The sequence below is a fragment of the Pseudomonadota bacterium genome (assembly GCA_010028905.1).
GTDB lineage: Bacteria > Vulcanimicrobiota > Xenobia > RGZZ01 > RGZZ01 > RGZZ01.
In genome coordinates this window covers 1-6,449 of sequence record RGZZ01000295.1, presented here as the reverse complement: position 1 = coordinate 6,449, position 6,449 = coordinate 1, and the positions used below count along the sequence as shown (strand labels likewise).

Annotated in this window: 6 protein-coding genes; 2 read left to right on the top strand and 4 right to left on the bottom strand. The window is 65.2% G+C overall.

Features of this window, described 5'->3' with window-relative positions; genetic code table 11:
* The 3 genes from EB084_17245 to EB084_17235 all read right to left on the bottom strand — a co-directional run.
* Positions 1–722 (bottom strand): PAS domain-containing protein (locus EB084_17245; GenBank protein ID NDD30004.1); only part of this gene is annotated, 722 nt, incomplete at its 3' end.
* A gap of 141 nt (positions 723–863) precedes the next feature.
* Entirely contained in the window at positions 864–1,862 is a 999-nt protein-coding gene (locus EB084_17240) for an aromatic ring-hydroxylating dioxygenase subunit alpha (GenBank protein ID NDD30003.1), read from the bottom strand.
* The gene (locus tag EB084_17235; protein NDD30002.1) at positions 1,862–2,692 is read right to left on the bottom strand and encodes a GTP cyclohydrolase I FolE2; all 831 of its coding nucleotides are present in this window, start codon (positions 2,690–2,692) and stop codon (positions 1,862–1,864) included. Before EB084_17235 ends, EB084_17240 begins: the two co-directional genes overlap by 1 nt.
* A gap of 192 nt (positions 2,693–2,884) precedes the next feature.
* Here EB084_17235 and EB084_17230 point away from each other — a divergent pair, with 192 nt between their 5' ends.
* Positions 2,885–3,799, top strand: a complete 915-nt coding sequence (locus EB084_17230) for an exopolyphosphatase (GenBank protein NDD30001.1) — start codon at positions 2,885–2,887, stop codon at positions 3,797–3,799.
* Positions 3,800–3,819: 20 nt separating this feature from the next.
* On the opposite strand, the gene EB084_17225 is transcribed toward EB084_17230, so the two are convergent.
* Positions 3,820–4,713 carry a hypothetical protein gene (locus tag EB084_17225; GenBank protein NDD30000.1) on the bottom strand — a complete coding sequence of 298 codons (894 nt, stop codon included), beginning with the start codon at positions 4,711–4,713 and terminating at the stop codon, positions 3,820–3,822.
* A 133-nt stretch (positions 4,714–4,846) separates the two neighbouring features.
* On the opposite strand from EB084_17225, the gene EB084_17220 reads away from it, so the two are divergent.
* Positions 4,847–6,301: a hypothetical protein gene (locus EB084_17220; protein NDD29999.1), complete on the top strand. Its 1,455-nt coding sequence runs from the start codon at positions 4,847–4,849 to the stop codon at positions 6,299–6,301.
* Positions 6,302–6,449: the final 148 nt, after the last annotated feature.

Below are 6,449 nucleotides of genomic sequence, written 5' to 3'. Positions count from 1 at the left end.
ACCCCCAGCTCTCCGCTGACACGGCGATAGCGACATTCGAAGCGGTAGAACTGGCTCTCACCGGCGACGAGCTGCTCGAAGAGGCGTCGCTCGCGCGAAGCCATCTCCGGGAGCGACAGCGATTCAAGGCGCAGGTCGCTCCCCCGATCGATATCGAGCATGTGCTCGAGGGTGCGGTTCACGTCGACCACCGCTCCCCTGGAATCGAGCAGCGCGGCCCCCAGCCCCGCCCAGTCGAAGACCTGCTCGAGACGAGATGGCAACCCGATGGAGTCGATGTCGCGAGACGGAACCTCACATGCAGTCTCGATGGTGACCCTCAGCTGGGCGGGAGCCAGGGGATGAAGCAACACCCCCAGCGGACGGGCCTGACGCATCCGATCGATCGTCTCCGCGTCATCACACGACGAGATGAACACGATGGGGAGCCCGACCACCCTGCGAAACGCGGCCGCGGCGTCGATGGCTGCGTGGCAGCTGTGTGCATCGGTGCCGACGAGCGCGACCTGCGGACGGCGCGTGACGATCGACTCGAGCGCCTCTCGGTAGGAGGCAGCGACGGCCGTCACCTCATAGCCCAGTGCACGCGCCGCATCGGCCAGCGCACCGGCAGACGCCGTGTCAGAATCGAGGACGATCACGCGCTTTGCAATGCGCGTGACAGATGCCCCATCGGGCTTGTCAACAAACGCATATGCCCCCCTCGAAGACGCCCGACTCACCGTGTTCCTCCTCGTCTTGGATAGGGGTGAATTCACTCCTGAGGTGAAAGAACCCTGCTGCTCATGGCAGGTGCACGAACTTCCCATCTCGTCCAGGAGCGGCTCTCTTCGGATGCGAGCCCTGCGCAGGCCCGCCTCGTCCTACGCGGAGGGGGTCGGGGCCTCTCCTGCAGCCTCTGAACGCTCGAATGACCACGCGCGGTCGTTCATCCAGCCACGGAAGAATCGGATCGCTGCGTCGCTGCGAACCAGCACCTCATCGCTCGCGCGCATCGCGTCGAGCGGGCGCTGTGAGAGCACGACCCGGCGGTCCTGGTCGAGGATGATGCGGTTGAGCACCCCCGACAGCCCCAGGAAGACACGGCCCACAATAGGAAGACGCGCCGTGACGGAGGAGACGTGTGTGCGCAGGATGAGGGCGGTGCGCTCAGCGTCGACGGGCACGAAGCAGAGCGTGAGCGAGAAGGTCGGGCTGATTCGGTTCTGCCACAGGTTGGGAAAGCGAAACTCGATGTAGGTCTCGCCGCCGCCAGGGGCAAAGTGTATGCGATCATCCTCCAGGCGCATCTGAGGGGGCGGCGCGCCCTCCTTCGCGAAGCGGCCGATGGTGGTTCGGTGCACATAGGGCAGATGGGCGTAGTCGAGCTGGTTCTCCACCGCGCGGGTGTAATGGGTGGGCCACTCGTCGCGCACCACGTGCGTTGCCGCGCGCGGATCGATGTTCTCGAACCAGGGGGGAGAGGTGCCCTCCGCGCTTGCGCGAGGCCCCCACCATGCCCAGACGAGACCGTTCTCCTCGCGCGTCAGGAAGGTGAGAACGCGCAGCCCGTCAGCGCCGTGCCCGAGCTCGGGGATGTGGCGACACGTCCCGTCGGGCCCGAAGCGGAAGGCGTGGAACGGGCAGACGATGCCGCCCTCACGCACCTCGCCGAGGCTGAGTCGCGCGGAGCGGTGCGGACAGCGATCTTCCTGTAGCACCACCGCTCCCCGCTCGTCTCGCCAGGCCACCACATCGAGGCCGAAGCGCACCGCCGCCAGGGGTCTACGCGGTCGGATCTCACGCGATTCGAACACTGCGTACCACCCCGGCGGCAGCCGCATCGCCCCGCTTTCACGGGGCGTGTCGGGGGCCGAGGGCACTAGGTGCGCACGACCTCGGCTGAAACCTCCAGCGCGCCGGCCGCGACAAACGGAGCGGCCTCGCTCTGCCACGCGAAGGCATTGTGGTTGTGAATCGACTCCATCGACTCGCACTCGACCTCGAACCAGGTCACGCGGGGATCGTCACGCAACATGAGCACGACGTCACGCAGCACGTCCTCGACGAACTTGGGATTCTCGTAGGCGCGCTCGGTGACGTACTTCTCGTCTTCGCGCTTCAGCAGCGGGTAGAGCTCACACGACCCCTTGGCTTCCACCGATCGGACCAGGTCCTCGATCCAGATCGATGCTCCCTCGGTGAAGCGCACCCTTACCCGCACAACGCTGCGCTGGTTGTGGGCGCCGTACTTCGAGATGGTCTTCGAGCACGGGCACAGCGTGGTGATGGGCACGTCGACGCCCAGCGTGAGCGTGCAGCTGTCGCCGTCGACCGCGCCATCGAAGCTTACGTCGTAGTCCATGATCTGGTCGATGGCACTGACGGGAGAGCGCTTGCCGATGAAGTACTTGAACCCCAGCTGGAGACGGGCCCGTTGAGCGTCGAGACGCGCGCGGGTGGCGTCGAGGATGGTCTTCACCTCCTCGGCATTCATGGGACGCTTGCTCCAGTCGAGCAGGATCTCGATGAAGCGCGAGAGGTGGGTGCCTTTGTACTGATGCGGGAGGTCGACCGACAACGTGGCCGATCCGAGCACCGACTGGTAGCCGTCGTCCTTCTCCTTGACGAGAAACGGCAGGCGCACGTCCTTCACGCCTACGCGTTGAATCGCCACGCCGCGACCGTCCTGCTGTCCCTGGACATCTTTGATCATGGTATCAATGTCTGCTTTCTATGGTTGTCTCGGTATAGATACTGTATAGGCAGTGTATAGCATTACCGCGTCTGCAGTGATTCTCCTCCCGCCTTCGCGATCAGGCCATCTCGTCCTCCCCGGCGATCGCGAGGGAACCGTCGGTCCACACGCGAATGGAACCACAACCCTGGGAGGAGTTGTCCATTCATGCGACTGGTGACGCGCTCTGATTTCGATGGGCTCATCTGCGCGGTGCTGCTGAAAGAGGCGGGCATCGTCGACGCCTACAAGTTCGTTCATCCGAAGGATATCCAGGACGGCAAGGTTCCCATTGACGAGAACGACGTGCTGGCCAACGTACCCTACTGGCCAGGGTGCGGCCTGTGGTTCGACCATCACTCCAGTGAGAGCGATGTCTTCCTGTTCACGCCGGACTTCCAGGGGGTATCCAAGCCCGCGCCGAGCTGCGCGCGCAACATCTATGAGTACTATGGCGGAGCCGAGAAGTTCCCCGACCGCGAGGTCATGATGGAGGCCGTCGACCGCTGCGACAGCGGAAACCTGACCGCCGAAGAGATCCTCGACCCCAAAGGATGGTACCTGCTGTCGTTCATCATGGACCCGCGCACAGGCCTCGGGCGCTTCAAGGACTATCGCATCAGCAACTACCGCCTGATGGAAGAGCTCATCGAGTACTGCCGCACGATGGAGATCGATGACATCCTGGCCCTTCCCGACGTGCAGGAGCGCGTGAAGCGCTACTGGGAGCACGACAAGCAGTATCGCGTGCTCATCCGTGATGTCGCAGAGGTTCGCAAGAACTGCATCCTCCTCGACATGCGGTCTCTGCAGGAAGCCCCCGTGGGAAACCGCTTCATCGAGTACTCCCTGTTCCCCAAGCAGAACATCTCGGTCCGCCTCATACGGACGCCGGATCCGAAGATCACCGCGATCTCGGTCGGGCACAGCATCATCAACCGCTCCTCGAAGACCAACGTGGGCGCCCTCATGAAGATGCACGGTGGCGGGGGCCATGAACAGGTGGGCACCTGTCAGGTGAACGCTGACGTGTTCGACGACGTGCTCGACGAGATTCTCGATCAGATCGTCAACGACGGCTAGCCCGGCTCACTGCGCCCACGTCATCGATCGACGAGGTTCCACGCCGTGATCCATTCCGACCGCGTCACGGTTCCGCCTCTTGAGCGCAAGCGTCGCGCGAGATCGGGCATGTGGCCGGCGCCGTAGAACACCGCCACGCTCCTGGCACCGTGCTTCAGCTCGCGGTCGAGCACCTCGATCGCGCGCTTGTTTCGGCCTGCGATGAGGGTGCTGCCTTGAATCTCGGACGTGAGGCGCTCGATCTCGGGAAAGCACGCAGCAAACATGCGGCGCAGGGCCAGCTGTTCACGGGGACTGGGGCCACGCGCCAGAATCGTGATGATCTCGACGTCGCTCAGCTCGCCGCTGTCGAGCTGGTCGGCGTTGGAGATGGCGATCTTGAGCACCTTCATCAGCAGATCGGTGGTCGACTCTCCCTGACGGGCCATGGCCGCCTGGAACTCAGCGTACGACAGATCGGCGTGACGAAAGTTCGGCGCCGCGTAGTTGATGGCGTGAAGCTGAAACTTCAATCCGAGCAGGCGGCAGAGCATCATCTGCACCTGTGAGAGAGACGAGTCGCTCCCCTCATCGCGGGGAATGACCACGGGCCCCGTGACAGGGGCCCCATCGCCGCTGACCACGAGCTCATAGAGCACCACATCGTACCCGCTGAAGCGCTTGTTCAGGCCAGCGTAGTACGAAGCCTCGCCGAGATGCACCGCGCTCACCAGATCGACACGCTGCCCGCCCGGCATGCGATGCACAACCACCGACGTCTGCAGCGCCTCTGGACGACCTGAGCGGTTCTTGACCACCCGGACATACGGTTGCGACGACGCAGCCGTCGCCTTGTCCGGCTGGGGGGCTGCCAGAGCCGGCCCGAGAAAGGCCACCAGCAGCGTGACGAGACAGATGGCGCGCGAATACCGCATGGGCACGGATTCGGCGCGTCCCCCGCGCCTCCCCTCGTCCGTTCCTGTGCTCCCTGGGTCGTCACGGCGCCACGAGAGACGGCGCGGCGCTGATTTCTGGCTTCTTTCAGGGAGACGTGATACCCTCAGAGGCATGCAGATCGGATCGCGACCGCCCCTCTCTCCCTGGCTGACCTCCTCGCTCCCCGCGCGGTCCGTGACTGCCGCACAGGAACATGCCCTGGGCGAACCCGACCGTACAGCCATCGGGCCTCCCCCCGCGCCGATTTCCGCAGCGGCGTCGTCGCCCGTCGCGTCACGGCCCTCGGTTCTCGCAACCGTCGTTCTGGGGCTGTCGGTGGCGGCGTCGATGGCTTCCGCCAGCCCACCTGTGACAAGCCTGAGCCACAGCGTGGCCGCGTCGACCCAGCCCCTTGTCGCCACCGATTCAGCGTCGCAGCGAGAGCAGCGCATCAACGCGCTGCTCGCCGACAGCGGCGGATCGCCCGCAGACCTCGAGAAGGCGCGGAACAGCCTCTCACGGGTACCCGACGAGGTTTTGACAGCCCTCACCCGACACGCCACACGCATTCGCATCATACAGCCCGGACAGACTCCGCGAGACGCCGGCGTGGTCACGCCCGTCTCGCTCGACGCCTACAGCAGCCCTTCCCTCGTTCCCGCGGCCCGCGCGGCACTGGCGAGAATCAACCAGATCTACAGCAGCCGCATCAGTACACTCCAGGGTCAGGTCGTGAGCCTCGAGCGCCAGGCTGGAAGCGCCCCCCCGAGCGCTGACCTCATCCTGGCCCGACAGAAGCTGGCCAGCCTGCAGCAGCAGCGTGATGTGGTCGCCAGGCGCGAGGTGCAGGAAGCAACCGGACACCTCCTCGAGCCCGCAATGACCGCCGAAGCCGTTCAGATGGGGCGGCTCGCCCGCGTGGCGCCCGTGAGCCTGCGCGACCTGGCCGATGGCTGCGGCGCCACGACGCGCCGCGAGCGCGAGGAGATCGCAACCCTCATCACCCGTCTCAACGGCCCACGCATCGAGCAGGCACAGCGGGCCTATGGCGTCGACGAGTCGTCGCTGCCACCCGACCAGCGATCGATGATGGCCTACGACGCGGAGCTGCTGGTTCCCACCTACACCTTCGTCCGCGTCGATGGCCAGGGTTCGACGGAGCGCATCGCCAACGCCGAGACCGAATCCCTCCAGGCGTGGAAGAGCGGGGCGGTTCGAGGCGAGTACCGCGCCCACACCGTGATGGTGAGGGCAGACGCGCTCGGCCCGCAGGAAGGGGGCCGCGACGTCCTCCTCCACGAGCTCGGGCACGCGTTCGAAGACAGCCACCGCGCCGACGATCCCGCACACTACGACGACTACGCCCTGTCGCGCGATCTCGCATTCAGAAGAGCGCAGGAGAGCCCGGGGCATCCCTATCACGGCCGCCACGCCGCAGAGGCCCCTGGAGAGGTGGCCGCCGAGACCTTCGCCGACGTGCTCACCCATCGTGATGCCCGCCTGAGAAAGGCCGACCCGGCGTGGCTGCGCGCGTTCGATGCCTGGAGCGGGCTCGGCACCGCCCCCCCCTCCTCACCGCAGAACTGAACGTATATCCCTCTGTCATCCCGGGTCGACAGGGGTCGGTTGAGACGAACGCGTCACAAGTTTACATCTGGGATCTACCTCGAATCGGGCAGACGTGAGATTCTGTTATCACTGAACGAGGAGAGGGAGTTCCACCATGCTGTCCATT